At 69.9% G+C, this 23,035-nt stretch carries 25 protein-coding genes and 1 riboswitch; of the genes, 11 read left to right on the top strand and 14 right to left on the bottom strand.

All coding sequences use genetic code 11. The features are described 5' to 3' along the window. Positions 1–26: 26 nt before the first annotated feature. From OHA89_RS02610 to OHA89_RS02620, 3 genes are all read right to left on the bottom strand, one after another. Positions 27–1,181 carry an FAD-dependent oxidoreductase gene (locus OHA89_RS02610; protein WP_406365082.1) on the bottom strand — a complete coding sequence of 385 codons (1,155 nt, stop codon included), beginning with the start codon at positions 1,179–1,181 and terminating at the stop codon, positions 27–29. 259 nt (positions 1,182–1,440) lie between these two features. Continuing rightward, positions 1,441–2,052 carry a GPP34 family phosphoprotein gene (locus tag OHA89_RS02615; protein ID WP_406368359.1) on the bottom strand — a complete coding sequence of 204 codons (612 nt, stop codon included), beginning with the start codon at positions 2,050–2,052 and terminating at the stop codon, positions 1,441–1,443. A gap of 210 nt (positions 2,053–2,262) precedes the next feature. Further along, positions 2,263–2,874, bottom strand: a complete 612-nt coding sequence (locus OHA89_RS02620; RefSeq protein ID WP_266615835.1) for a TetR/AcrR family transcriptional regulator — start codon at positions 2,872–2,874, stop codon at positions 2,263–2,265. 84 nt (positions 2,875–2,958) lie between these two features. On the opposite strand from OHA89_RS02620, the gene OHA89_RS02625 reads away from it, so the two are divergent. Continuing rightward, positions 2,959–3,366: a DUF4345 domain-containing protein gene (locus tag OHA89_RS02625; protein WP_257552593.1), complete on the top strand. Its 408-nt coding sequence runs from the start codon at positions 2,959–2,961 to the stop codon at positions 3,364–3,366. 121 nt (positions 3,367–3,487) lie between these two features. After that, the gene (locus OHA89_RS02630; protein ID WP_266615836.1) at positions 3,488–3,931 is read left to right on the top strand and encodes an IPT/TIG domain-containing protein; all 444 of its coding nucleotides are present in this window, start codon (positions 3,488–3,490) and stop codon (positions 3,929–3,931) included. A 151-nt stretch (positions 3,932–4,082) separates the two neighbouring features. Here the strand turns inward: OHA89_RS02630 and OHA89_RS02635 are convergent, their stop codons facing one another. From OHA89_RS02635 to OHA89_RS02650, 4 genes are all read right to left on the bottom strand, one after another. Next, positions 4,083–4,679 (bottom strand): hypothetical protein, encoded by a 597-nt coding sequence (locus tag OHA89_RS02635; RefSeq protein ID WP_266615837.1) that lies wholly within the window; start codon positions 4,677–4,679, stop codon positions 4,083–4,085. A gap of 233 nt (positions 4,680–4,912) precedes the next feature. Further along, positions 4,913–5,440, bottom strand: a complete 528-nt coding sequence (locus OHA89_RS02640) for a DoxX family protein (RefSeq protein WP_215149496.1) — start codon at positions 5,438–5,440, stop codon at positions 4,913–4,915. A gap of 248 nt (positions 5,441–5,688) precedes the next feature. Further along, positions 5,689–7,821 carry a membrane dipeptidase gene (locus OHA89_RS02645; protein ID WP_266615841.1) on the bottom strand — a complete coding sequence of 711 codons (2,133 nt, stop codon included), beginning with the start codon at positions 7,819–7,821 and terminating at the stop codon, positions 5,689–5,691. A 78-nt stretch (positions 7,822–7,899) separates the two neighbouring features. Further along, a complete protein-coding gene (locus tag OHA89_RS02650) occupies positions 7,900–8,673 on the bottom strand; it encodes a type 1 glutamine amidotransferase domain-containing protein (RefSeq protein WP_266615843.1) in 774 nt (257 codons plus the stop codon). Positions 8,674–8,892: 219 nt separating this feature from the next. Between OHA89_RS02650 and OHA89_RS02655 the strand changes: the two genes are divergently transcribed. The 3 genes from OHA89_RS02655 to OHA89_RS02665 all read left to right on the top strand — a co-directional run bounded on the left by OHA89_RS02655 (position 8,893) and on the right by OHA89_RS02665 (position 11,000). Beyond that, positions 8,893–9,912, top strand: a complete 1,020-nt coding sequence (locus OHA89_RS02655; protein WP_266615845.1) for an AraC family transcriptional regulator — start codon at positions 8,893–8,895, stop codon at positions 9,910–9,912. A 54-nt stretch (positions 9,913–9,966) separates the two neighbouring features. Continuing rightward, positions 9,967–10,028, top strand: a riboswitch (guanidine-III (ykkC-III) riboswitch). 74 nt (positions 10,029–10,102) lie between these two features. Continuing rightward, on the top strand, positions 10,103–10,555 hold the full coding sequence (locus OHA89_RS02660; protein WP_215149499.1) for an Ohr family peroxiredoxin: 453 nt from the start codon (positions 10,103–10,105) through the stop codon (positions 10,553–10,555). Next, positions 10,542–11,000, top strand: coding sequence for a hypothetical protein (locus OHA89_RS02665; protein ID WP_257552601.1), 459 nt, complete (start codon positions 10,542–10,544; stop codon positions 10,998–11,000). The genes OHA89_RS02660 and OHA89_RS02665 overlap by 14 nt, the downstream gene beginning before the upstream one ends. 47 nt (positions 11,001–11,047) lie before the next feature. Here OHA89_RS02665 and OHA89_RS02670 read toward each other — a convergent pair whose 3' ends face one another. Then, the gene (locus OHA89_RS02670; RefSeq protein ID WP_266615848.1) at positions 11,048–11,650 is read right to left on the bottom strand and encodes an HD domain-containing protein; all 603 of its coding nucleotides are present in this window, start codon (positions 11,648–11,650) and stop codon (positions 11,048–11,050) included. An 82-nt stretch (positions 11,651–11,732) separates the two neighbouring features. Here OHA89_RS02670 and OHA89_RS02675 point away from each other — a divergent pair, with 82 nt between their 5' ends. Further along, complete coding sequence (locus tag OHA89_RS02675) at positions 11,733–12,308, top strand: putative glycolipid-binding domain-containing protein (protein WP_406365085.1); 576 nt, start codon at positions 11,733–11,735, stop codon at positions 12,306–12,308. Between the two features lie 17 nt (positions 12,309–12,325). Here OHA89_RS02675 and OHA89_RS02680 read toward each other — a convergent pair whose 3' ends face one another. Next, the gene (locus OHA89_RS02680) at positions 12,326–13,201 is read right to left on the bottom strand and encodes a PaaX family transcriptional regulator C-terminal domain-containing protein (RefSeq protein ID WP_266615925.1); all 876 of its coding nucleotides are present in this window, start codon (positions 13,199–13,201) and stop codon (positions 12,326–12,328) included. 26 nt (positions 13,202–13,227) lie between these two features. Further along, positions 13,228–13,878 carry a GNAT family N-acetyltransferase gene (locus tag OHA89_RS02685; protein ID WP_406365086.1) on the bottom strand — a complete coding sequence of 217 codons (651 nt, stop codon included), beginning with the start codon at positions 13,876–13,878 and terminating at the stop codon, positions 13,228–13,230. Positions 13,879–13,989: 111 nt separating this feature from the next. Between OHA89_RS02685 and OHA89_RS02690 the strand changes: the two genes are divergently transcribed. Continuing rightward, on the top strand, positions 13,990–15,075 hold the full coding sequence (locus OHA89_RS02690; protein ID WP_266615852.1) for a S9 family peptidase: 1,086 nt from the start codon (positions 13,990–13,992) through the stop codon (positions 15,073–15,075). Between the two features lie 341 nt (positions 15,076–15,416). Here the strand turns inward: OHA89_RS02690 and OHA89_RS02695 are convergent, their stop codons facing one another. Continuing rightward, positions 15,417–16,100 carry an esterase/lipase family protein gene (locus tag OHA89_RS02695; protein WP_406365088.1) on the bottom strand — a complete coding sequence of 228 codons (684 nt, stop codon included), beginning with the start codon at positions 16,098–16,100 and terminating at the stop codon, positions 15,417–15,419. Positions 16,101–16,311: 211 nt separating this feature from the next. Between OHA89_RS02695 and OHA89_RS02700 the strand changes: the two genes are divergently transcribed. Then, positions 16,312–17,352, top strand: coding sequence for a vWA domain-containing protein (locus OHA89_RS02700; protein WP_257552608.1), 1,041 nt, complete (start codon positions 16,312–16,314; stop codon positions 17,350–17,352). A gap of 132 nt (positions 17,353–17,484) precedes the next feature. Here OHA89_RS02700 and OHA89_RS02705 read toward each other — a convergent pair whose 3' ends face one another. Further along, the gene (locus tag OHA89_RS02705; protein ID WP_406365090.1) at positions 17,485–17,931 is read right to left on the bottom strand and encodes a hypothetical protein; all 447 of its coding nucleotides are present in this window, start codon (positions 17,929–17,931) and stop codon (positions 17,485–17,487) included. 290 nt (positions 17,932–18,221) lie between these two features. Between OHA89_RS02705 and OHA89_RS02710 the strand changes: the two genes are divergently transcribed. Then, the gene (locus OHA89_RS02710; RefSeq protein ID WP_266615856.1) at positions 18,222–19,241 is read left to right on the top strand and encodes a glycoside hydrolase family 26 protein; all 1,020 of its coding nucleotides are present in this window, start codon (positions 18,222–18,224) and stop codon (positions 19,239–19,241) included. 32 nt (positions 19,242–19,273) lie between these two features. Here the strand turns inward: OHA89_RS02710 and OHA89_RS02715 are convergent, their stop codons facing one another. After that, positions 19,274–19,912 carry a DNA glycosylase AlkZ-like family protein gene (locus OHA89_RS02715; RefSeq protein WP_266615926.1) on the bottom strand — a complete coding sequence of 213 codons (639 nt, stop codon included), beginning with the start codon at positions 19,910–19,912 and terminating at the stop codon, positions 19,274–19,276. Positions 19,913–20,346: 434 nt separating this feature from the next. On the opposite strand from OHA89_RS02715, the gene OHA89_RS02720 reads away from it, so the two are divergent. Beyond that, positions 20,347–20,916 (top strand): DUF3558 family protein, encoded by a 570-nt coding sequence (locus OHA89_RS02720; RefSeq protein ID WP_406365092.1) that lies wholly within the window; start codon positions 20,347–20,349, stop codon positions 20,914–20,916. Between the two features lie 34 nt (positions 20,917–20,950). On the opposite strand, the gene OHA89_RS02725 is transcribed toward OHA89_RS02720, so the two are convergent. Beyond that, positions 20,951–22,141 carry a cytochrome P450 gene (locus tag OHA89_RS02725; RefSeq protein ID WP_266615929.1) on the bottom strand — a complete coding sequence of 397 codons (1,191 nt, stop codon included), beginning with the start codon at positions 22,139–22,141 and terminating at the stop codon, positions 20,951–20,953. 189 nt (positions 22,142–22,330) lie between these two features. Between OHA89_RS02725 and OHA89_RS02730 the strand changes: the two genes are divergently transcribed. After that, positions 22,331–23,005, top strand: coding sequence for a helix-turn-helix domain-containing protein (locus tag OHA89_RS02730; RefSeq protein WP_406365094.1), 675 nt, complete (start codon positions 22,331–22,333; stop codon positions 23,003–23,005). Positions 23,006–23,035 lie beyond the last annotated feature (30 nt).

The raw sequence follows: 23,035 nt of genomic DNA on the forward strand, positions 1-23,035 counted from the left end.
GCACCCGTACCCGACCGGTCAGCGGCTCATGGGGTCTGCCTGTCTTCAGTGGACGCGGTGGCCAGGCCGTGCGCCGTGTTGTCGTCGGAGTCGATCCCGTGGACCTCGGCACCTTCAAAAGTGGCGGCTTCGGCGCTGCGGGGGAACATGGCCTGCTCGTACTCGCTGAGCGCGGCCTCCATGTCGTCGGGGTGCGCGGCGAGGGCCTGGGCGAGTTCGGCGCCATCGAGCATGGCCAGGTTGGCGCCTTCGCCGTTCGGGGGCGCGAGGTGGGCGGCGTCGCCGAGCAGGGTCACCCCCGGCACCCGGTCCCAGCGGTGCCCGGTCGGCAGAGCGTATTGGGGGCGCAGGACCGGCGCGGTGTCGCCATCGGTGATCAGGGCGGTGAGTTCCGGTGCCCAGCCGTCGAATTCCTGCGCGATCCGCGCGGTGGCTGCGGCGGCATCGGTGAAGTCTATGGCGGCGAACCAGTCCTGCGGCCTGGCCAGCGCCACGTAGGTGTGCAGAGTGTCGCCGCTCTCCCGGTGAGCGAAGATCTCCCTGCCCGGTGCGGGCACCATCAGCATCCCGCCGCCGACCGCTTTCGCGGCGGCGGGGTGCCGGGTGTCGGCGTCGAACAGGTAGGTCTCGACGAACGACGTGCCGGTGTACTCGGGTGTGGCGGTGGAGAGCAGCGGCCGGACCCGTGACCACGCCCCGTCCGCGCCGACCAGCAGGTTGGTGACGACGGTGCCGCCGTCGTCGAACGTCACCTCGTGGCGGCCCCCGCCCAGGGCGCGCGTGCTGCTGACCTTGTGCCCCCACCGGACGGTGCCCGCCGGGAGTGAGTCGAGCAGGATCTGGCGCAGCTCGCCCCGCTGCACCTCGGGGCGTCCGCCCGTGCCGTCGTCGGCCTTGTCGAGCAGGACGGTCCCGTCCCGGTCGAGGACCCGCATCGCCTGGCGGCCCTCCAGGACGATGGCGTGGAACTCGTCCATCAGGCCGGCCGCCTTGAGGGCGAGCTGCCCGTTGTGGTCGTGGATGTCGAGCATCCCGCCCTGCGTGCGCGCCGCCGGGGAGGACTCCGCCTCGTAGACCGTGACCGGGATTGCGTGGACGTGCAGGACGCGGGCCAGCGTGAGTCCGCCGAGTCCTGCGCCGATGATCGTGACGGGGGTGACGGGAGTGACGGGGGTGTGCATGGTGGCTCCTTCGGGATCGGGGCCGCCCGGTGGGCTCCGGCCGGCCGTCCCTCGAAAGGTGCCAAAGCCCGCCGATGAACCGCCGACATCGGACCAACAGCCCCGACAGACGACCGACACCGCATCTCCGCCGCCCGATCCGTCAGCCAGAAGGAGCGTCAGCGCACGATCTGACGCGGAGCCCAGACGCCCACGGACCTCCACCTTTTCGCGAACGCATCAGTCGCAGTCGCTGACGGAATGTGCGCCAGACCCGTCGTCATCCGGCGCCGCCTCGCCAAATGTTGTCGAAGGCCGCGTCCTCGATGGATCGGCGTTGCCGTACGGCCGCCAGTTCCACCAATGTGTCGTTGACGGCGGCCAGCACCGTCGCGACGGTGTCGTCGGCCACGTCCGGGGAGTCTCCGGTCCGCTTGTCGCGGACCCCTACGGCTTCCGCAAGGGTGACGAGGACGGGTTCATCCGATGCCCAGCGGTCCGCGGCCTGGCGGCGGGCGGGCGAATCGACCAGCACCAGCTGACCGGACCGGAAGGAGATCCCGCGGCGAGGTTGCCGGATGAGCTGCCCTTCCGCCTCAAGCGCGGCCTGGTAGGCCGCGGAGAGGCCGCGGCCTCTGCGCCACAGGCAGTCAGCGACCGACTCGTAGGGCGCCTCTCGAACGAGCGACGCGGCTGCTTCATCCAACAGGCGATCAGCCAGTGCCGGCTGATCACCTGGCACGATGTGATCCCCGTCCAGCCTGATGACCTGGGCGCCAAGGAGGTCGATCACTTCGGCCCCGGCGAGCGCAAGCGACAGGTCGCCCTGTTCGACAGGGTGACTGGACTCCATGTCCATGGCGACGATCAACAAGTCCCGCGGTGTGGTCATCAAGGGCTCCTCTGAATCGTGCAGGAAGATCGCTGGCCAATCATCCATCGACTTGGCCAACTATCTCCTGTGCCACCGAAGGTTGAGCGCGTGCCAACGAATCCCGGGCGGTTTACGGAGGCTCCCGGACACCACCCCAGCGGAGTTCGGCCGTTTCCTTCAGCTGCCGCACCAGGGAGCGTCGCCGCGATCACTCTTGAGAACGCGAGATCACTTTGATGGCACAGCCTGAGTGGTGTCCGCGCGGAGGAACGGACGGAGGGCACCGAGAAGGGCGCCGACACAGGTGTCGCGCAGCTCCGTCCGCGTACACGTCTCCACGGTGAGCCAGTCCAGGCAGAGCACCCGGACGAACACCAGCCAGCTCCTCAGGACCGCTGCCACGGCTGCCCGGACGGACTCGTCCGCGAGCGGGAGGACCTCGAGGAGCCGGGCCCGCAGGACGTCCAGCTCGCCGTCGATGATCGTCTGGACCACTGGGTCGCCCGCGAGCACACGGTTCGCCGCGAGGACGGTGTTGCGGTGGGCGATGAAGTAGTCGAGGTGCACGTCGAGTCCGTCGGCGAGCTGGCCGAGCAGGTCACCGGGCCGGTCGAGAGGGACCTGTTCGAGCAGCCGGTCGGATGCCTGGCGGTAGACGGCCGCGAAGAGCTCCTGCTTGCCGGCGAAGTGGCGGTACAGCAGGGCGCGGGAGACTCCGGCCTGCTCGGCGACGTCCTCCATCAGCACCTCGTCGTAGGGGTACCGGGCGAAGAGCCGCGCGCCGACGGCGAGTAGCTGGGCTCGGCGTTCGTCGGGGCTGAGTCGTCGGCGAGGAGGCACGCGTCCGATCCTACTTGACACACGTCTACTAGTGGGTGCTACTAGTAGACATACGTCTACTTACCAGGGGTGGGAGGTCGGAACATGGCCAGGACTCTCAAGTGGCTCGTACTGGCGATGGGCGCCGCATGTGTGGCGATCGGGCTCGCACACGTGGCGCTCGGAAACGCGGCGATACCGGGAGCGGGCTCGGCCGGCGCCACGGTCGACAGCCTCGGCCGGTTCCTGGGCGCGACGTTCGCGGGCTACGGACTCGCCTGGATCTGGGCGGCCCGCCAGTCTCCGATTCCGGCGAGCGCGGTCCGGTGGCTGGCCGCAGTGTTCCTGCTCGGCGCGGCCGGGCGGCTGCTCTCGCTCGCAGTGCACGGGTGGCCCAACGGCTTCCAGGTGGCGCTGACTCTTGTCGAACTGGTCATGCCGCCGTTGTACTTCTGGCTCGCGGACGCCGACGAGAAGGCACACCGGGCGGCCCGGACCCCGGTCCCGGCCTAAGGGGATAACGGCTCATGGGCGACATCAGCCCTTTTGTTCTGGCTTCACGCGGTACGGCCTCCGCATGATGGGGCGGGTCCGGGTTCCTCCGGCCTCGCCCCCTCCACTGGAAGGCACCGCCTTGAGACGTACCCATCGCCGCGCCGGGATCCTGCTCGCCGCGCTGTCGCTGTGCACCCTGCCGCTGGTCCACTCCGCCTCGCGCGCAGAGGCGGCCGGGCCCCCGCGCTGCTCTCCCGGCGCGCTCCCCGTCCACCCGGGCCGACCGGGCGAGGACCCACAGGGGCAACTCGTCGCGCTCCGGCCGGACGCCGGCCCCAGGAGCGGCGGCACCCAGGTCACCCTGAACGGCAGCGGCCTGACCCCCTACACCCGGGTGCTCTTCGGCTCCCTGGGACCCGACGGCTGCTTCACGGGACGGGAGGCCGCCGACGTGGCGGTCCTCAGCGACACCGCCCTGATCGCCATCACCCCCCAGTGGCCCGCGGCCGAGACCGTCTCGGTGTTCGCGGCGACACCCTGCGGGCAGCTCACGAACCCACTTGCCTTCACCTACTTGGACTGAGCCCCGAGGGCCCGGGCGCCCGCGGCAGCGGATCGCCGGCCTGCGCAAGCGGCGGACGGCAGGCTTACGGGTGGGGATCTTCAGCAGGCGCAGTGGGATCGGCGTAGGCCGGGGCCGCCGGCCGTCGGTGGCGACCCCGCCTTCTGGTCGGCTATCGGACCAGCGTGAAGGTGCCGGCAGCGACGGCCCCGCCCACAGCAGCGCCCGCAAGAACCTGGGCAAGGGTGTGGTCCTTCAGCTCGACCCGGGACCAGCCGACGACGGCGACCATGGGGTAGGCGAGCAGCAGCCAAGGCCCATGGGTCACCGCGAGCATGGCGACGCTTCCGGACGATACGGCTGCGTGCACGCTGATTTTCCAGGCAGGGGTCACCGCGAGGAGGGCCGCCAGGGTGACCAGCATGGCGGCGATCAGCGCAATCATCGTCCGAGGGGCGCCGAGGGCCCACAGCAGAAGGATGCCGGTGGCGACCGAGACGACGATGAAGCTCATCACGGTGATGCGCTGCTGCCTGTGGCCGACGTGCCGGTCAGCCCAGCGACCGCGGCGGATGCCGTACTTGATGAAGGCCAGGGGAATGACCGCAGCGAACAGACAGCCGAGGAGGCCCCATCCGACCCCCGCGAGGCGGGCGGTGTGCCAGCCGATGAGGATCGTGTCGGCGATGATCCAGGTCTTGGGATCGAGCCCATCGGTGATCAGGCGCGCGACCCGGGACTGGGTGGGCCGGGTGATCGTGGTCGTCACGCCGTGGCCTCCTGGCTGGTCGCGGTGAGGATATTTTCAGCCGCGGCAGCGTGGTGGATCCCGGCGAACTGGATGAGCTCAGGCCTCGGTGGTGAAGTCGAGGTCGTCGATTCCGACGGTACCCGGCCCCTGTGTGCTTCCGACCGGCAGGGCACCGCGGGCCGCGGGCGACATCCGATTCCGGATCTGCTCCCGCCTCGCCGGACCACCGCCCCAGCCCGCCCGCGTGAGGTTCAGCCGTTCTCCTGGCTGGTGTCCGCCGCGGTCCGTGCCCGCCTGGTGACTACGACTCCTGCCGCGACGGCGCTGGTGGCGAAGGCGAGCGCGAGCATCCAACGCTGATCGAAGGTGTGGCCGGTGGCGTGGTCGAGGGAGTAGCGGCCCGCGCCGGCGAGGCCGATGGCGGCTGCGGTGAACCCGAGGAAGGCCGGGTACTCGTACCCGCCGCCCTGGGCGAAGAACCCGGCCGGGGCGTGGACCGCCACGGCGCCCGCCATGGCCCCCGCGGCTGCGGCACCGGCGGCCGGGGTGGCCAGGCCCAGCACGAGCAGTGCCCCTCCCCCGGTCTCCCCGAGCCCCGCGGCCAGGGCGCTGTGCCGGCCGGGCGTGAAGCCCATGTGCTCCATGGCAGCCGCGGTCTTGTCGAGCCCGGCCCCACCGAACCACCCGAACAGCTTCTGCGTGCCGTGCGCCATGAGCACCGCTCCGGTTCCGGCTCGCAGCGCGAGCAGAGCAAGGTCACGTCGGTTGATGCAGCTCATCGAAGTCTCCCCGGAGGCGGCCTGGTCATGGTGCGGCGACAACATTCGTATCGCGTCAGGGCGACGGCGACCCGGCGCCCGGCCGCAAGTCCGCCGAACGAGCGTCCGTCCGGCGGCGCAGTAGCTGGGGAGCATCAGACGGTCTCCAGGTCGGGCTGCCACCACACCGTGGCGGCTCGCGCTGCCTTCGGGTCCTCGCAAGAGTGCCCCCGGAGTCGCACGCGCCGGGGGCACCCTTGCCTGCGCCGCTACGGCGCGGTCACTGGCATGGCGTAGCCGAGCAGGCCCTCCCTCGTGTACGGCCCCTCGCAGTCGGCTCGGTTGGAGACGAAGTGGTCGAATGCGGATGGTATGTAGCACCGGTAGAGGGGCACCGAGCCCGGCACCGCCTTGGTGTACACGTATCCGACCGCGCCGAGGGGTTGTTGACCCTCACACCCCGGGTCGGGGGTGAGCAGCGAGTGGTCGGCCACCTTGCACTCGTAGAGCCGGACCGTGCCGGGCGCGGGGTCCCGCAGCACCTTCCAGACCCCCTCGTGGGTGAACCCGGCGGGCAGGGGACGTGAGGAGGCCAGGTGCCCGGCGTGGGGGCGGTAGCCGCGGACCAGGGGTGTGTAGGGGGTGGTGTGGCCGCGGGTGCGCTCCCAGGTGCGCAGGTAGCCGTCGGCGCCCTGCATGAGCTCGTCCACCACGTCCTGACCGCCGGTGACCCGGATGTCCTCGATCCAGTCCGGTACGAGGCCGTAGTGGGTGCCGCCGCCGTCGGTGTTGACGTCCCACACGCGCGAGCCGGTGACCTGCCGGTCGAGGACCGAGCCGCCGTCGGGACTGCGGAAGGGGTAGCGGACGGGGTTCCCGGCGTCGGCCCGGGGGCCGGGGAGCCAGGCGAAGCCGTTCATGTCGGTGCCGATCCCGTACCCGGCGCCGTACTTGGCGCGCAGGGCGGCGTGTCTGCGCGCCTCGGCGGTGAACGCGGGCGCCTCGTACATGTGGCCGGTGATGAAGCCGCCCAGGCCGTAGACCCGCTCGGTCCAGTTGTCGTCCATCCAGCCGTGGGTGGAGAGCACGCCGGAGTAGCGCTCGGATTCGAGCAACTGCAGCGCCCGGTCGGCCGCCTTGACGCTCATGTGGTCGATCTCGAGCATCATGTTGCGCTTCATCATGCCCAGCACCGCGTACTCGCCCAGCGCGGTCAGGCCGCGGCGGTTGCACTGCGCCTGGAGTGAGGGGCCGTACTGGGGCAGTTCGGCCCCCTCCGGCAGGGCTGCGCGGATCCTGGCCTCGGCCTCCGCCGGCGAGGTGCCGGGGTCCTCGGCCGCGTCGTGCTCGTGCGCCCCCTCGGCCGACAGTCCTGCGGCAAGTCCGAAGCCGATGGGGTTGTCGTGCTGGGGTCCGAGGCACGGCTCCGTGCTCCAGAACGTCCCGGTCGAAAGGAACTGGCCGGTGTTGATGGCCATGCCCTGGGTGCCCGAGTCGAACCGGACGCCGCACAGGGCGTTGTCGAACTTGTGGCACAGGAACATGCTGCGCACACCGAGGCGGTGCAGCTCGTCCAGGCCGCGGTCGATGTCGGCCATCGTGCACTGCGCTCGGTCGAAGACCTGCTTGCAGCCGAACGGTTCGGAGGTCTCCATCCCGAGGACGACCGCGAGCTTGCCCTCCTCGATCACCCTGCGCGCCTGGGCGGCCTCGGTGACGACCCGGAACCAGCCCTTGCCGGCGCCGCCGTACATGGCGTCGACGTAGTCCTGGAGTTCGTACGTCTTCTGGATCTGGAGCCTGATCGCGGTCATCTCGTCGCAGCCGCGGTCCTTGAAGAAGTAGAGCGAGCAGATGACTCCGTTGGTGACCATGTCGTTCACCAGGATCCGCTGGCCGCCCCTCCAGGCCCGTTCCACCCAGGCGTAGTAGGTCTGCTGGTGGGTGGCGGAGTCGTGGGCCGGCCAGTCGCGGAACGTCGGCCAGCCGTTCGGGTCGTGTCTGCCGTCACCGCCCTTGGTGATCATGTCGAAGAGGGCGAGGACGCCGTTCGGGTAGTGCTCGGGGCAGTCCTTGAGGGCGTCCGCGACCCCCGCCGCGGAGAATACCTTTCCGCAGACCAGCCGTCCCCCGAAGCCCTCGTTGGACATCAGGTGGACGTGCGCGTCGACGTATCCGCGGACCCGGCCCTGGGCGTCGGTCCCGGTGAACGGCTCCCCCGTGACGTTGACCTGCGAGTCCGGGGCCGGGCGCGCCACGGGCTCCCACCACTGCGGGTCCGCCGCCGCGCCGGTGGCCGCGGGGCCGAGCAGCAGGGTGGCCAGCGCGAGGACCAGGCCGATTAACAGGTACCTGCCTCTGAACAGGTACCGGCCTCGTCCGAAGGCTCTTCGTCGATTCATCCCCATCCCTTTCACGATGCGTTCATGACAATTCGGAGATGGTTCTCGGTCGCCTGGCCTGCGCGATGCGAGCCGGACTCAACCCGACCGGGGCACTGCTCCCGCCGCATGGGCACGGACCAGGGTCAGGTAGTCCGCCGCCAGGCGGTGGCAGTCGCCGGGCCACCGCGCGGAGACGTAGTTGCCGTCCTTGACGGTGAACCCGCGTCCGGGCCGGGCGGCGGTGTCGCGGAGGGGCAGCGGCGGGCCGGCGAGGAAGTGACTCGGATCGGCGAGCGCCGCGGTGACCTCCTGCTGCACGGTGGTGCGGTACGTGCGGTAGTAGCGCCCCAGCCAGAACCGGGTGAGGTTCCATCCGGTCAACTCCAGCAGGGAGGTCAAAGCCGTCGTCCGCCGGCCGTGGAGGACCGAACGCCCGGTGACCGGATCCTTGGCCCGGGCGGCGAGCAGCACGCCGTGGCAGACGGCCCCGACCGGCAGCCCCTGGGTGAAGGCCCGGGCGAACAGCCCCTGGGCGGTGGCGTCCTCGAGCAGCGTCCGCATGCCCGTGGCGTGGCCGCCGGGTACGAACAGGCCCGTGATGTCGGCCGGATCGACATCCGCGTACGAGGAGGGGGCGAGGAACTGGGGGTCCTCGGTGAGGCGCCGGTAGGCGGCCAGCTCGGCGCGGCGGGTCATCAGCCAGGGCGACAGCCAGGAGAAGCCGAGGTCCGTGAGCCGGGGGTCGGCGAGCGCGACCTTCCCGCCGGGGGTTGCGAACCGCACCTCGAAGCCGGCGTCCCGCAGTGCGGCCCAGGGCACCGCCGCCTCGGTGGGGTCGTAGTCGCCTGCGGGGAGCAGGAAGAGAATCACGGCGTACTCCTCTGAGCGGTGGCGATCAGGGCAGCACCGTCCCCCGGCACTCCATGGGCCCCTGATCCCCTCGGTGTCCGAAGGCCGACCTTAGGAGCGGCTCGCGGCCCCGTCATTCACTCGGGCGGCCAATCCGTTGACTTCCGGAACCGGCCTTTCCGGGCGGCCGTCCCACGGACGGTGTTGACGGGCGTGGTGCGCGCGCATTGACTGACCGACGTGTCAGCCATCGATCCGCCCTCCGTCACCGCGTGCTACGCCCTCGCCGTCCTGAGCGCCACGGCTGAGGGCACCGGCGCGTCCGGCTCCTGGGCCTTGCCCACGGACCGGCTGGAGTTCGGCGAGATGCGCGCCCTGTGGGACGCGGTGCTCGGCGCCCAGGGCGCCGGCCCGCACACCGGGCTCCTCGTGGGCGACCGTATGCGGCCCGAAGGCCTGCACATCCTGGGTCACCTCATCCTCACGTGCGCCAGCCTCGCGGACGCCGCGCTGGCGGCCGAGCGCTACCACCCCCTGGTGAGCCAGGCGGGCACGGTGAACCTGGACCGCCGCACTGGCGTCAGCCGGATCTGCTACCGGCCGACCGTCGACCCGGCGGCCATGCACCCCCAGCAGGTGGAGGCGATCGTGAGCATCATGGTGCGGGCGGCCCGCTGGATCTCCGGCGACGACTGGGCGCCCCTGGCCGTGTCGTTCGCCCACCCCCGTACGGGCTCGGCAGAGCCCTACGCCCGCGTCCTCGGCTGCCCCGTCACCTTCGAGGCCCCGGAGAACGCGATCACGGTCGCCAACGAGGACCTCGACAGGCGCCGCCCCCTCTACGATCCGGCGCTCAACGCCCTGCACCGCGCCTACGCCGACCGGCTCCTGCGCCAGCTGTCCGCGGCCGGGACCGTCGCCGGGCGCGTACGGCAGTGGCTGGAACACGCCGTGCTCGAGGACGCGGGCCCCGAGGGTCCCGCCAAGGAGCTCAACCTCAGCGTCCGGACCCTGCGCAGGGCCCTGCACGCGGAGGGCACGTCGTGGCGCGCGCTCCTCGACACCGCCCGACACGGCCGGGCCAGGCGGCTGCTGGAGACCACGGCCCTGCCGCTGGACCGGATCGCCCCGCTCGTCGGCCTGAGCGGCGCGACGGCCCTGGTCCGTGCCTTCACCCGGTGGGAGGGCATGCCTCCCGGGGCGTTCCGCAGCCGGCACCGGCCCGCGTCCCCGGATCACGGCGGGGCCGGCAACGGGTGAGGCACTTCACCGCGGGCGCGGCCCCGGCCGGCCGCCTCCGTTGCTAGATTGTCCGGCGGCCGGATCCAAGGCCCCGGACGAGATGCGCCGTACCCGGTTACGCACGACGACGCGCGAGGTGCTGCACGAGCAGCGCCTTCCGCTGTCCGCACCCGGGCAGCGTGTCGTCGAGCAAGATGGGCCGAACGCCATGACCGTGCCACTCACCCGCAGCCTGTACGCGACGACCGCACATGCGGCCGGGGGCCGTACCGGATCCGTCCGCACGGACGACGGGCGCCTGGACGTCCGCCTCGCCCCGCCGCGCAAGAAGGTTCCCGGGACCACCAACCCCGAGCAGCTGTTCGCGGCCGGTTTCGCCGCCTGCTTCACCTCCGCGCTCGCGGAGGTCGCCGCCGAGTTCGGGGCGGATGCCTCGGCCGCGCGCGTGGCCTGCGAAGTGCAGCTCGGCACCACGGACACGCCCGCGGGCTACGGCCTCGCGGTGGCCCTCACCGTCAGCCTGCCGGGGTGGCGGGCGGCGGACCTCCAGCCCCTGCTGCACCGGGCGGACGCGGTCTGCCCTTACTCGCAGGCAGTACGCGGCAACGTACCGCTGACGCTCCTGGCCGTGGACCACCCCGCCGCCGATGACCGGGCCTGAGCCCGGGCCTGCGGGCCGCTTCCCGGGCGGCCCGGGCGGCCCCGGCGTCCCGGTGCCCGAGCACGGCGCCTGGCTGCGGCGCGGCATCAGCCGCAACGGCGGACCCCTTCTCGAGGACAGCGAAGTGGTGTGGCTGCAGGCCGGGCCGTACTACGCCGACAGCCGGGGTTTCGCCGGTACGACCTCCTTCGACGGCTCCGAGGTGCGCTTCCACCACCTCACGGGCGAGCCCGGCGAAGACGCCGGCACCTTCGGGTGGGAGGGTGCGAACCTCGTCGAGCGGGGCACCAACCCGGACGGCAGCACCTTCCTGGAGATCTGGACCCCACTGCCCGGCGCCGACGGCGCCACCGGCTCCTGGTCCGGTCCGGACCACCACGTGGTGCGCGTCGGCCGGCACGTGGTGCACGTCGATTCCCGTGCGGGTACGTACTGGCGGCTGTGACCTCCCTGCGGTGGGAGACGCGGTCAAGGGCGCGGCCGAGCGACGGGTCAGGCGTGAACCGGGAACTCCGATTGGAACGCCAGGCGATGGCCGGCGTCCTCCCCGAGTCGGGCGAACAGGTCGTCGAGCGCGAGGTACTCCTCCCAAGGCTCCCGCCCCGTCGCCCCGGCCAGCGCCGTGACGAGCCTGTCCTCGAGGTCGCGGACGCGCTTGTCCTTCCACACTTTGTCGGCTGTGCTGACCAGGAGGTCCTCGATCGTCACGGCGGGGTCGTCCCAGCTGGCGTGGGTGGCGGCGAACCGGGCCAGGGCAGGCGCGAAACCGCGGCTCAGCAGCAGGTCACGGCCGGCCTCCTCGTGGGCCGAGCCGGGCCCGACGAGCTCCTCGGGGTGCAGGGTCTTCCCCACGTCATGGGTCGCCGCACCGAAGAGGACGCAGTCACGGTCGACGGCCAGATCCGGGTAGCGGTCCCGCACCCAGTCGACCAGTTCGACCGCAACGTCGTGAACCGCCCGCAGGTGCGCCGCCAACCGGGGCGGGGCACTCAGGGAACGCAGAAGTTCCGCCACCACGGGCGGCAGCGGCCGCAAAGGGGGCTCGCCCTGGGCGTCCAGGGCACGGGCCAAGAAGTCCGTAGGCGTCGCGGTCATCCCGCAGACACTACTCGTGCGACCCGGCCGGGTTCGGCCTGTACGTCCAGCGCTCGCGGTCAACACACCTAGGCTCGGGTTCATGAGCACTGCATCCATCACCCGGACCTGGGAGATCCTCCCCGCCCGGGGCTACTCCACCGCCTGGGTCGACTTCGCACCCGACTCCCTCTCCGCCCGCGGACGCGCCGTCGGTCTGCTTCCCGAGCCGTACTGGGTCTCCTACGAGCTGGAGACGACCGGCGGCTACGTGACCACCCGTCTGGGGGTCACCGTCGAGACCGCCACGTCGACCGAGTCCCTGGAGCTGCGGCACGACGGGGAGGGCCGCTGGACCGTGAACGGTGCCGAACGCCCCGATCTCGACGGAGCGCTCGACTGCGACCTGGGCCTGTGCCCGCTCACCAACACCATGCCCGTGCTCCGGCACACCCTTCACCGGAAACCGGGACCCGGCCCTGAGCTCTTCACGATGGCGTGGGTCTCGGTCCCCGACCTGACGGTCAGCTTGAACCGGCAGACGTACACCCATCTGGCCCGCGCCGAGCACGGAGCCCGGATCCGCTACCAGTCCGGGGACTTCCAGAGCGACATCGAGGTCGACGACCGGGGCATGGTCCTCGACTACCCCTCCCTGGCGACCGCGCTCACCCGCTGACCCGCCAGCCGCCGTTTTCAGGGCGCGGCCCGGTCTGCCGCTTCTCGGGTGATGCCGGCGTAGAGACGCCAGAGGACCGGGCGGGCCTCGCCCTGTTCTCGGTCGTACAGGGCTGCCCAGCAACGGGCGACGAGCTCCCGGGCCTGGGTGCCGGGCCAGGGCTGGGGCAGGAGCTGCGGGGGCAGCAGCGGGTCGGGCTCCATGGCGCGTGTGAGTTCGGCGGCCAGTTCGACCCCGATGGTGAGCAGTGCGGACGGGGAGAGCGCGGCAGGGCCGGTGAGCCGGGCGAGGCGGGGCTGGGCGATGCGCCTGAGGCGGTGGTAGCGGTCGGCGATCTCCTGCAAGGGCCACAGGAGACCGGCGAGTTCGTCAGGCTCCTGGGTGCCGCCCCTGCGCAGGTCCGCCGTGGTGAGGAGGGTGAGCGTGCCATGGGCTCCGAGGCGATGGGCCGCTTCTTCGACGTACGGCTCCCAGGAGTTGGCGCAGACGTACAGTCCGCCCTGGAGCGGAGCACCGCCGAGGTGGACGAGCGTCTCGCGCAGGGAGTCCCGTACCGTGCGCGCCGATTCGGGCACCGCGAAGGCGGCCAGGTGCCAGACACCGTCCCAGGGCGCCAGCCCGGCATCCTGCTGGAATGCGTGCCGGAGGAAGTCCGCATTGGGGGCGAGGGCACGCGTGGTGTCCTCGGTCGCGTGCAGCTCCGCCTTGCGACCTCGGCCCTGGTGGGTGAACCGGCCTTCTGCCACGAGGCGTTTGATGCACAGCCGCACCTGCTGGTCGCTCATGCCCAGGGTGTTGGCGACGATGTACAGCTCGTCGGCGCCGACGGTGCCGTCCTCGCGGATCAGCGCGTGGACGAGCATGCGGGTGGGGATCTCGATGTGGTCGCTCATCGTGTGGTCGGTCATCGTGTCGTCGGTCATGGTGTGGACAGTCCTCTCGGCCCATTCGCCTCGACAGGGCGCCGCATGGTGGTCACCGCGCCGAACCCGAGCAGCCGGCGCAGGTAGGGCGTGGGCTGTGTCCGGACGGCCGTGAAGCCGCGCCGCTCGTACAGGGCCTTGGCGCGCGGGTTGGTGTCGATCACATCCAGTCTGATCTCCCGGCAGTCCTGCTCCGCCGCGACGGCGGCCACTTCCTCGATGAGCAGGCTTCCGACGCCGCGGCCGCGCATGCCCGGGTCGACGGCGATGCCGTCCATGACGAGCTGCCCGGGGACCGGGTGCCGCTCGAACAGGGCGAGGAGCAGGAGTCGGTGCAGTCCTCGCAGGTGTCCGTACGTGCGCAACACGGCGGAAGCCGATCCCCCGGTGAGGGCCCGGCCGCCGAGCTGGTAGCCGGCGAGGCCGACGAGCTGCCCGTCGAGGAACGCGCACACCGCGCGATCGGCGTTCAGGTGGGCGGCGAGGAAGGCCACCGCCTTGTCCGGCGGGTTCAGGGCGGGGCCGAGTTTGCGGCCGAAGGCGTCCCAGTACAACTCGGCCGCCCGCCGCTCGGCTCCGGCCGGAACACCCCACCGCACGGTCACCGGTCCAGTGCCGGCGTCGGCGCCCGTCGTGTCCCGTCCCATGCCGTACCCCCTCGCTCGCTGCAACCTCGACCCAAACCTATCATTCTCATGACGATCGTGGACTGAGTGATAGTTTGCTGCGTAATCCCGAAACAGAGGCGGTCAGATCTCATGTGCCCAAAGATCCAGCCCCGACGGCGCGGGCTCCGCATCGCCGCGTGGTCACTGGTCACGGTCCTGTTGGCAGCCGCCGGCCTCGTCGGTGTGGTGCTGTGGCAGAACTCCTACGCCATGGACGAGCAGCGGGTCTCCATCCGCAACGGCGGCCACACCCTCAACGGCGTACTGGCCACCCCCAAGGACGGCCGCAAGCACCACGGCCTGGTCGTGTACGTCCACGGCGACGGCCCCGTCGGCGCCACCCACGACGATGGTTACAAGCCCATGTGGGAAGCGAACGCCAAGGCGGGGTACGCCTCCCTGTCCTGGGACAAGCCCGGCGTCGCGGGCGCACCCGGCAACTGGCTCGACCAGTCCATGGACGACCGGGCCGACGAGGCAGTCGCCGCCATCGCCTGGGCGCGCGCCCGCCCGGACATCGACGGCGACCGGATCGGGCTCTGGGGCGCCAGCCAGGCGGGCTGGGTCCTGCCGAAGATCGCCGCCAAGACGCCCGTGAGCTTCGTCATCGCCGTCTCCCCCGCGATCAACTGGCTCCAGCAGGGCCGCTACAACCTCCTCTCCGAGCTGCGCGCCGACAACGCGTCGGCAGCCCGCACGGACGCCGCGATCGCCACGAGCAACGCCAGACTCCGACTGCTGGAACGCCGCGCGACCTTCGAGGAGTACGTCAGGGCGATGGGCGACGACGCGAAGGGCATGACCGCCGATCGCTGGGGCTTCATCTCCAAGAACTTCACCGCGGACGCCACACAAGACCTCCACGCCCTGCGCGGTATACCGGTGTTGCTGACCCTCGCAGGCCATGACATCAACGTGGACACCGCCGACACGGAGCGCGTCTACCGCGAGGTGCTGGACGCGGGCGGTGCATTGACGGTCAAGCGCTATCCGGACGCGAGCCATTCCTTGCTCAAGCAGTCCATCGAGCAGTCGGAGCGCAGGACCACGCTCACCGCGCTCTTCTCTCCCCGCTCGCTCTTCGCGGACGGATTCCTGGACGACCAACGACAGTTCCTCAAGGCCCCCGGCCGAGCGGGGCCAGCCGCGCTCTCTGTGGTGGAGGGGGTGCTGTAGGCGGTGGAGTCGGGGGCGGGGTCGGATGACTGACACTGGAGTCGGCGAGCGGCTTGTCCGAGGGCGGGGCGAGGATGGCGGTGCGTTCCGGGAAGCGACCGGGGCGAGGACGTGGACGGGTTTCGAGCGGTCGGAGGCGGCATGGAGCGAAGCGGCTGTACCGGCTCGAGCCCAACGACACGGACGAGGGGATCATCGTGATGACCGACCCGGAGGGAACCGAGTTCTGCCTGGATTGAGGGCAGGGGGCTGGCTTCAAGGGTGATGCCGCGTCGGAACAGGAGGCAGCGCAGGGCCTCAGCCGCGGGACACCAACCCGGTGAACCTACGCGGTCAGAGCGCTAGCGAACGTGCGCCTTGACCTCGCCGTAGACAGTCCGGTCGGTCCGCAGGGCACTGTGGTTGAGACAGGCGGTAGTGCTGTTGACGGCACCTGAGAGGGCAACGCTGCTCTTCGGGCTGATGATGCTGTCGCATGGTGAACCCCATGTGGCGTAGCGGGAGGAGCCTGGGGTTTCGTCACCGGAGCTGAGGGCGCTCAGGAAGTCGGATCCCGGTCGCATCTCGATACAGGGAGCGCCGCCGCACCACTGTGCGGTGTCGGTGCCGTGGTTCGGTCCTGCCAGGGAGACCCATGCATCGACCTTGGCAGCGCCGCCGAGGTTCTTGAGGTAGTAGCGGGAAGAGAGGGCGCCCATCGAATGGGTGATGACGTCGACCTTGGTGGCGCCAGTGAGGTCCAGGACGCGCTCGACCTCGTCGGCAAGCCGTGCGGCGGTCGTGGCGTTGGGCTGTGTGGCGTTGTAGGTCCACTGGTCGAGGTGACTGGTCGGCCAGCCGTCAGCCTCGAAGCGTCCGGCCATGGTCTCCCAGGGAGAGGTGTCGGGGTTCCAGCCGTGAACGAAGACGATGGGGTCGGGGCGGACGGCCCCTTGCCGGCCGTCGGCGGCGGACGCCGCAGTGGGAAGGAGAGACGTGGCCGCAAGAAGGGCCGCCAGGCAGCTCCGCAACAGGTTCCTGATCATCCGAGGTTTGTAGCGTCCCTGGCGGTAGAAGCCACAGGACTTGGGGCGCTCGCTCACCCGCGCGGGGGCAGTGTTTCACCGCAGAAACGTCACAGCTCACCAGGTGCCACGTACGGGCGGTGGGTCAGCGGTCGCGCTGAACACTCCAAGATCGATTGTCAGTGGTGGATGGGAGGATCAGAGCATCAAGTCGGAAAGCGGGGGAGCCGTAATGTCCGGAAACCAGAACTACATCAACCACGTTGCTCTCGTCTTGGACGCCAGTTCGTCCATGTCGCACCTGAGCCGTAAGGTCGTCGAAGTCGCCGACCAGCAGATTGCATACCTGGCCCGCCGGTCACAGGAACTGGACCAGGAAACCCGCGTCACGGTGTACGTCTTCGCGGACAAGGTGGAGTGCGTCATCTACGACAAGGACGTGCTGCGAATGCCGTCCCTGAAGCAGCTGTACCGGGCCGGTGGAATGACGGCTCTGCTGGCGGCCACGCTGAAGTCACAGCGAGAGCTGGCGCAGACTGCTCAACTGTACGGCGACCACAGCTTCCTGACGTTCGTACTGACCGACGGGCAGGAGAACGCAAGTCACCGCTGCCCGGATGCCCTTACCCGGGACCCTCGTGAACTGGTGCAGGCCGTGGCCACGATGACCGAGACGCAGGAGGACAACTGGACGCTGGCCGTCCTTGTCCCGGACCAGATGGGCAAGCGCGAGGCCATGCAGTGCGGCTTCCCGAAGGACAACATCGCCATCTGGGATGCCACGAGCACACAGGGTCTGGAGGAAGCCGGCCAGGTTATCCTGAAGGCCACCGAGAACTTCATGGTGGGCCGCAGCAAGGGCATCCGGGGATCGCGGGCGGTGTTCTCCACGGGTGGAGAGGCAGTCAACAAAGACACCATCGAGGCAGCCGGTCTCACCCCGGTCAATCCGTCCCAGTACCAGCTGATTCCCGTGGCTCGCGAAACGGCGATCCGGGACTGGGTCACCGAATGCGGGCACACTTACCGAACCGGTTGTGCGTTCTACCAGCTGAGCAAGTCAGAAAAGATTCAGGCGCAGAAGCAGATCGCGGTGCTGGAGAAGAAGACGGACCAGGTCTACACGGGACCGGAGGCCCGAGCCCTGCTCGGCCTGCCGAACACGGAAGTCCGTATCAAGCCGGACCACAACGACGACTTCACGATCTTCGTACAGAGCACCAGCGTGAACCGGAAACTGGTGCCGAGCACGCGGCTACTGCTTATGGTCTGACGACACCTTGGAGGCCCCATCAGTCCCACTGGCGGGGCTTCCGTCATATTCGTCTACGCCACGACAACGGAGCGCGGAAGGGCCCCGAGGCCGCAGTTCTGGGATCGGTCGGGGTGTCGGTGATCCCGCCGGTCACTTGGCTTCCAGGTCGCTCTTGATCATGGACACGGCGGCTGCCAGTCGGCTGATGCCCTTCTGTACCTCGCGGATGCCCGCGGAGGCCTGGGCCTCGTCCTTCTTGCCGGCCCCGGCGACGCACTCGTTGCCTCCGTGCTCGAAGGCGGTCAGGGCTTCCGTCCAGAAACCCCGGGCGTTTTCGCTCGGGAGGGTGTCGGACTTCTTGGCCTTCGCCACCTCTGCCAGTAGCTCCTGGCAGGCGGTGTCCCAGATGTCCATCGGGCGCATGCTCACCTCGTTGACCCGGCCCGAGGTGTCGGAGAGCGCCTTGATCCTGCCCTCGCCCCCCGAGGACCACCAGTCCTCCAGCTCCTCGGCCGGGGTCGAACTGCACCCCGTGAGCTGCAACCCGGTGGCGACGGCGGTGGTGGCGAGCGTGAGTAAGCGGACGCGCGACCGCATGGCCCCCCTGGTCGGTCGTGCTGATGCTGTCAGGAACCACCGGTCCCGGTAGGGCCAACGCTGGAACTTCGGGCCGGCCCCACCGGGCTGCGCACCGGCGACGACGTTCGCCGGGCGTGTCGGCCACCGACCCGCCGATGAGGGTGAAGGCTTTCACCTGTTCGGGCCAAGCGAAGGCGGCCGACTGCCGCGAATGGCCCAGTATCGCGACACCAGACAGGCCGCGCATCAGATGAGATGCCTAACGTCATTGCCAGACACATCCGGTTCGCGAAGCTCGTGGAGGCGTGATGTCCCATCGAGGCCGCTGGCTGGCGGGCGCCTGCGCAAGTACGGTCGCTGTCGGCCTGCTCGTCACCGGGGGCGCACTCGCCACGCCGCCGCAAGAGAGTTCCGGCAGTGACCCAGGGACCGAGGTCGCAGTGGGCGCCTATCTCCACTACGGCTCGCCCGGCGTCGAGAGGATGCAGGAACTCTCGAGCTGGCTCGGGGGTACCGAGGTGCGCGCCGGGCACACCTACCTGCCTGGCGACACCTGGTCGAACATCGAGGGAGCACCCGATTCCTTGCGCAGCTGGGCACGGTGGCGCAAGGCCAGAGCCGATCGGCTGTTCGTACTGAACGTGCCCATGCTGGAGCGCAACGAGGCCGGTTTCCCCGACGACCGGGTCGCCGAGCTGATCCGCTCCGGCGCGCGGGGTGAGTACGACCACCACTTCCAGCGGCTGGCCGAGCGTCTGGTCGCCCTCGGGGTGCCGGACACGGTTCTCGTGCTCGGCTGGGAGATGAACGGCTTCAACTACACCCACCGATGCCGGCCCGACCCCGAGAACTGGAAGAAGTACTGGCGGCGCATCGTGGCTGCGATGCGCTCTGTGGACGGGCAGCGGTTCCGCTTCGACTTCGCCCCCAACCGCGGCGGTGACGCGATCGCCTGGACCAGGTGCTACCCCGGCGACGACGTGGTCGACGTCGTCGGCATGGACACCTACGACCAGCCTCCCGGCCACACCTTCGACGAGCAGGTCACGCAGCCCTACGGACTCCAGCAGCAGGTCGACTTCGCGAAGGCGCACGGCAAGCGGATCTCGTACCCCGAATGGGGGCTGTTCCGCAACGGCGACAACCCCGAGTACATGCAGCGCATGCTGGCATGGATCGCCGAGCACAAGCCGCTCTACCACAGCATTACCGACTACTGTCCGCACGGCGTGTGGCAGTGCAGCCAGAACCCGAACTCCGCGCAAGTCTTCCGGGAGTTCCTGTCCAGCAATGAGGGCCACGGTTCGGCCTTCCGCCTTCGACCGTGATGGCTACAAGGCCGTCGAGGGCGAAGGTGAGGTCAGCGTGTCTCGTCGTCGAACGTGACCTGTACCCCCGACGCACCGCGCAGCTCGGCGACGTGATCGGCCTCTTCGCGTAGTTGTTTGCGGAGCTCAGTGCTCAGCGACCGGAATGTCTGCACCGTCAGCGCCAGTTGGCGACCGCTCTTGCGTGGCCGCCAGATTCCGGCGATCGTTCCGTCGGCCAGCACCGCGCCGGGCTCACCGACGGATTTCCATACGTGGCGATGGTGCTTCTTGTCGACGATGGTTTCCCGATCACGCATCTGCGTATAGGGGTCGCGTGGCGGCAGAAGCCGCACCCCGCGCGTTTCGGACGGCGATTGCAGGGCTTCCAGATCGTCGGCGAGGATCCACGCCCGGTGGCCGTCGAATTCGACGGGGATAAGCTCGTCGTCCAGGGTGGTCCACCACGGGTCTACGTCACCGGCGTGAACACCGACCCAGGTGGCGAAATCCCTTCGGGTGGACGGGCCGTAGCAGTGCAGGTAGCGACGCAGCAGGCCGGCGGGGGCACTGTCCGGGTCGACCTGCGGCAGGGGGCGGCCAGCCATTCGTCGAACAGGACGAACGGAGCCTTGTTCTCGCTGCGCGGCGCGATGCAGACGATGCCGCGCAGCGTCAGCATCCGGATGCAGAAGTGCACGACGGCCGTCGAAACGCGATGACGTCGCTGGTTCGCACCTCGGCGGCGGTGCCGCCGGTGCTCTTGCGAGCTGTCATTGATCGCCTCCTGTTGAGTGAGCCCGAAGAGCGGAGTCACACTTGACGGACGTCACCACGTCGGCGGAGGCGTCGGGTTCACCAGTGCGAGCGGCGGCGCCCGGGGCGGGGCGGAACCGACGCCGGGCTAGCGCGGCGGCGGGCCGCGGCGAGGCCGCCGCCGGGTGAATGCTCTCCACCCGCCCACGGAAACACGCCGCCCGTATGCCGCCCTTGCCATCGGCAAACCTGTTTTCCTGCCCGGCCGGTCGTTCACCCTTCGGAGTGGCAGATCGTCCGGACCGCTTCCATCAGCGGGCACGTTCGGTAGTTTCCCCTGCACTGGTGCCGTGGTGGGGAGTGGTGGGAGATGCAGGTGGCGTCGGCGGCCGGGCTGGCCATCGCCTTGACGGTGGTCCTGTCGGGTTGCGGAAGCGAAGGGGGAAGCGGCGCGGCGGGACCCGACCGGGACGTCCCGCTGAAGGAGCGGACGAGCATCGCGCAGTTCGACGTCCCGCCGCTGCCGGTGGAGAAGGCCAAGCCGTGTGATCTGATCCGGCCGAAGGGCGAGGAGGAACTCGGGCTGGTCCCGCCCGACTCGATGCGGGCATGGGCGCCGCGCGGGGGCATGGCCCAGACGCCGACCAGCTGTTTCTGGCACAACCGCGTGAGCGAGGCGGTGGACCTCCGGGTCCACCGGAAGCCGGAGAACGACAAGGACAGCGCCATCCGCTTCGCCCTGATGGACGAGCACGTCGACCTGATCATGGGGTATCCGGCGGGCATGCTGCCCATCAGCTCATACTCGTGCACCGTCACCGTGGGCGTCTCCGACACCCGCTACCTCACCTTCCAAGTCCAGTCGAGGAACCGGGCCGGGCCCTGCGCACTGGGCGTCCGGGCGGCCCAGGAGGCCGTTCGCAACATGCCCGCCCGCTGAGCCGCCCTAGGGCTGTCCCGCACCGGGTTGGCGGTCACACGTCCCAGGTGACCGGGAGGCTCTTCACCCCGTAGATGTCCGCGGTCTCCGGGCGCAGGCCGACTTCTTCGGCCGGTACGGCCAGGCGCAGCGTGGGGAAGCGGTTGAGCAGCGCGGAGAACGCGATCCGCATCTCGACGCGGGCCAGCTGCTGGCCCAGGCACAGGTGGGTGCCGTGGCCGAAGGCCAGGTGTCCGCCGTCCTGCCGGTGGAGGTCGAGCCGGTGGGGATCGGTGAAGCGCTCGGGATCGCGGTTGGCGGTGTTGTACGACAGGACGACCGTCGTGCCGGCCTTGATCGTCTGGCCGCCCAGCTCGACGTCCACCAGAGCCGTCCTCATGAACGTCTTGGCGACGCTCAGATACCGCAGCAGCTCTTCCACGGCCCCGTCGGCGAGCGCGGGGTCGGCGCGCAGCGCGGCCAGTTGCGCCGGGTTCTGCAGCAGCGCGAAGGTGCCGAGGCCCAGCATGTTCGCGGTGGTGTCGAACCCGGCCGCCAGCAGAATCAGGCTGATCCCCTTCAGCTCCTCATCCGTCAGATCGCTGTCGGTGAGCTCGCTGAGCACGTCGTCGGTGGGGTTCGCACGCTTGGCGGCCACCAGCTCCGCGAGGTACTGCTGGGTCGCGGTGTAGGCCGCGATCAGCTCCTCCTCGCTCGGCTCCCCGTTCATGAACGAGTCGATCTGCTCCTGGAACGAGTCCCGGTCCTCGTACGGCACCCCCAGCAGCTCACAGATGATGATGGTGGGGATGGGCTTGGCGAACGCGGTCACCAGGTCCGTCGGCGGGCCGGTCTTCTCCATGGCGTCCAGGCAGTTGGTGGTGATCTGCTCGATGCGCTCGGTGAGCAGTCGCATCCGCCGTGCGGTGAACTTGCCCACCAGCGGTTTCCGGTAGCGCCCGTGCTGTGGTTCGTCCATGAGGAGGAACTCGCCGGGCGGCGCCGGCGGGATCTCGAAGTCGACCACGTTCAGGAGCTCTTTGCGCGAGCTGAACCGCGGGTCGGCCAGGACCGACCTGACCAGGTCGTATCCGGTGATCATCCAGCCGGGTTTTCCGCCGGGATGGGTGTAGCGGCTGATGGGCCCGTGCAGGCGGGCGTCGATCAGCTCTGCCGGCGGGTCGAAGGGGCAGCCGGGCGGGCGCGCCGTCGGCAGCGTCGTGACGGTGTGGAGGGATTCACCCATGTCCATGTCCATTCCTCATCTCGCGACCTTGCATGTTTGACACTTCCTGAAAGCTACGTTGCGTTCAGAATTTCGTCAATCGACTGAAGGGCATAAGTGCAGTTACATGGCGGTAAATTGATGCAATGACGCTGAGAGTAAATGCAATGCCGCATTGCAATGAATGGCAGTGAAGGCAATACTGGCGGCATGCCCGGAGGACGATTGACCCAGCAGGACCGCCAGCGCATCGCGGCCGGACTCGGCAGCGGGCTCTCCTACGCCGAGATCGCCAGACAGCTCGACCGGCCGACCTCGACGATCAGCCGTGAGGTCGCACGCAACGGCGGCCCCGGCGGCTACCGACCCCAGCAGGCGCACCAGGCGACGGTCCAGCGGGCACAGCGCGGCACACCGGCTCCCCCGCGCGCGGCCGGAGCGCCGGGCGGCCCGATGGAAGAGGAGATCATCGAGCTGGCGGTCAGGTCGGGGCTTCCGAGGATGACCGCGCGCGTGCACGTCGACCTGTTGCTGTCCGAGAACGGCAGGCGGACCGCAGCCGAGCTGACCCGCAGACTGAGGGTCAGCCCGGCCTCCGTCTCCGTGGCCGTGAACTTCCTGGTACAGCAGGGGTACGTCCGGCGCGAGCGCGATCCGCAGCGCCGTCGCGACATCTACGTGGTCGACGACGACGCCTGGTACCACTCGATCGTGATCAGCTCACGGCAGACGCTCGCGTCGGCGCAGGCCGCGATGGCGGCGGCCGAAACGCTCGGGCCGGACACGCCCGTGGGGCAGCGGCTGGCCAAGGTGGGGACGTTCCTGGAGCGAGTCATCGAGGACATGATGGAGTCGGCCGACCGCTGGCGCACCCTCCTGAGGTGATGGTGGCCGCCACCCGGCCTCTCTCCGAAC

Source organism: Streptomyces sp. NBC_01546 (assembly GCF_045208355.1).
Classification (GTDB): domain Bacteria; phylum Actinomycetota; class Actinomycetes; order Streptomycetales; family Streptomycetaceae; genus Streptomyces.

Coding starts and splice junctions, on each gene's coding strand:
- OHA89_RS02660 (WP_215149499.1), top strand. CDS start 10,103: ATGACCGTGCCACTCACCCGCAGCCTGTACGCGACGACCGCACATGCG.
- OHA89_RS02685 (WP_406365086.1), bottom strand. CDS start 13,878: ATGGGACGGGACACGACGGGCGCCGACGCCGGCACTGGACCGGTGACC.
- OHA89_RS02625 (WP_257552593.1), top strand. CDS start 2,959: ATGGCCAGGACTCTCAAGTGGCTCGTACTGGCGATGGGCGCCGCATGT.
- OHA89_RS02640 (WP_215149496.1), bottom strand. CDS start 5,440: ATGAGCTGCATCAACCGACGTGACCTTGCTCTGCTCGCGCTGCGAGCC.
- OHA89_RS02720 (WP_406365092.1), top strand. CDS start 20,347: ATGCAGGTGGCGTCGGCGGCCGGGCTGGCCATCGCCTTGACGGTGGTC.
- OHA89_RS02675 (WP_406365085.1), top strand. CDS start 11,733: ATGAGCACTGCATCCATCACCCGGACCTGGGAGATCCTCCCCGCCCGG.
- OHA89_RS02645 (WP_266615841.1), bottom strand. CDS start 7,821: ATGAATCGACGAAGAGCCTTCGGACGAGGCCGGTACCTGTTCAGAGGC.
- OHA89_RS02690 (WP_266615852.1), top strand. CDS start 13,990: ATGTGCCCAAAGATCCAGCCCCGACGGCGCGGGCTCCGCATCGCCGCG.
- OHA89_RS02705 (WP_406365090.1), bottom strand. CDS start 17,931: ATGCGGTCGCGCGTCCGCTTACTCACGCTCGCCACCACCGCCGTCGCC.
- OHA89_RS02730 (WP_406365094.1), top strand. CDS start 22,331: ATGCCCGGAGGACGATTGACCCAGCAGGACCGCCAGCGCATCGCGGCC.
- OHA89_RS02610 (WP_406365082.1), bottom strand. CDS start 1,181: ATGCACACCCCCGTCACTCCCGTCACCCCCGTCACGATCATCGGCGCA.
- OHA89_RS02710 (WP_266615856.1), top strand. CDS start 18,222: ATGTCCCATCGAGGCCGCTGGCTGGCGGGCGCCTGCGCAAGTACGGTC.
- OHA89_RS02615 (WP_406368359.1), bottom strand. CDS start 2,052: ATGACCACACCGCGGGACTTGTTGATCGTCGCCATGGACATGGAGTCC.
- OHA89_RS02665 (WP_257552601.1), top strand. CDS start 10,542: ATGACCGGGCCTGAGCCCGGGCCTGCGGGCCGCTTCCCGGGCGGCCCG.
- OHA89_RS02725 (WP_266615929.1), bottom strand. CDS start 22,141: ATGGGTGAATCCCTCCACACCGTCACGACGCTGCCGACGGCGCGCCCG.
- OHA89_RS02680 (WP_266615925.1), bottom strand. CDS start 13,201: ATGAGCGACCACATCGAGATCCCCACCCGCATGCTCGTCCACGCGCTG.
- OHA89_RS02700 (WP_257552608.1), top strand. CDS start 16,312: ATGTCCGGAAACCAGAACTACATCAACCACGTTGCTCTCGTCTTGGAC.
- OHA89_RS02695 (WP_406365088.1), bottom strand. CDS start 16,100: ATGATCAGGAACCTGTTGCGGAGCTGCCTGGCGGCCCTTCTTGCGGCC.
- OHA89_RS02670 (WP_266615848.1), bottom strand. CDS start 11,650: ATGACCGCGACGCCTACGGACTTCTTGGCCCGTGCCCTGGACGCCCAG.